The sequence below is a fragment of the Tritonibacter sp. SIMBA_163 genome, from assembly GCF_046535935.1.
Taxonomy (GTDB): domain Bacteria; phylum Pseudomonadota; class Alphaproteobacteria; order Rhodobacterales; family Rhodobacteraceae; genus Epibacterium; species Epibacterium scottomollicae.
This window is the reverse complement of the sequence record NZ_JAWJBP010000075.1, coordinates 1-987: the sequence shown is the minus strand read 5'-3', so window position 1 is coordinate 987 and position 987 is coordinate 1. Positions and strand designations below refer to the sequence as shown.

Sequence of the window (987 nt, the reverse complement as noted above, 5' to 3'; positions counted from 1 at the left end):
CCAGGTGTGTCTGAGGTCATGGAAACGGAAATCTTCAATTCCTGCACGACGACAAGCTGATAGCCATGATGTCTTGCTGTCGATGCGCATCTTCCTGACCGCAGGCGTTGATGTTCCATCTGCTCGCTTAGCCGCCTTGGTATGTGACGGATCCTCTACGCCGGACGCATCGTGGCCGGCATCACCGGCGCCACAGGTGCGGTTGCTGGCGCCTATATCGCCGACATCACCGATGGGGAAGATCGGGCTCGCCACTTCGGGCTCATGAGCGCTTGTTTCGGCGTGGGTATGGTGGCAGGCCCCGTGGCCGGGGGACTGTTGGGCGCCATCTCCTTGCATGCACCATTCCTTGCGGCGGCGGTGCTCAACGGCCTCAACCTACTACTGGGCTGCTTCCTAATGCAGGAGTCGCATAAGGGAGAGCGTCGAGATCCCGGACACCATCGAATGGCGCAAAACCTTTCGCGGTATGGCATGATAGCGCCCGGAAGAGAGTCAATTCAGGGTGGTGAATGTGAAACCAGTAACGTTATACGATGTCGCAGAGTATGCCGGTGTCTCTTATCAGACCGTTTCCCGCGTGGTGAACCAGGCCAGCCACGTTTCTGCGAAAACGCGGGAAAAAGTGGAAGCGGCGATGGCGGAGCTGAATTACATTCCCAACCGCGTGGCACAACAACTGGCGGGCAAACAGTCGTTGCTGATTGGCGTTGCCACCTCCAGTCTGGCCCTGCACGCGCCGTCGCAAATTGTCGCGGCGATTAAATCTCGCGCCGATCAACTGGGTGCCAGCGTGGTGGTGTCGATGGTAGAACGAAGCGGCGTCGAAGCCTGTAAAGCGGCGGTGCACAATCTTCTCGCGCAACGCGTCAGTGGGCTGATCATTAACTATCCGCTGGATGACCAGGATGCCATTGCTGTGGAAGCTGCCTGCACTAATGTTCCGGCGTTATTTCTTGATGTCTCTGACCAGACACCCATCAACAG

General features: G+C 57.8%; 3 pseudogenes. 2 read left to right on the top strand and 1 reads right to left on the bottom strand.

The window, feature by feature from the left end:
• Positions 1–144 (bottom strand): annotated as a pseudogene (locus tag R0J92_RS21460) (integrase); the annotation flags it as partial.
• A 6-nt stretch (positions 145–150) separates the two neighbouring features.
• Between R0J92_RS21460 and R0J92_RS21455 the strand changes: the two are divergent.
• Positions 151–429 (top strand): annotated as a pseudogene (locus R0J92_RS21455) (MFS transporter); the annotation flags it as partial.
• Positions 430–514: 85 nt separating this feature from the next.
• Positions 515–987: pseudogene (gene lacI, locus R0J92_RS21450) on the top strand (DNA-binding transcriptional repressor LacI); the annotation flags it as partial.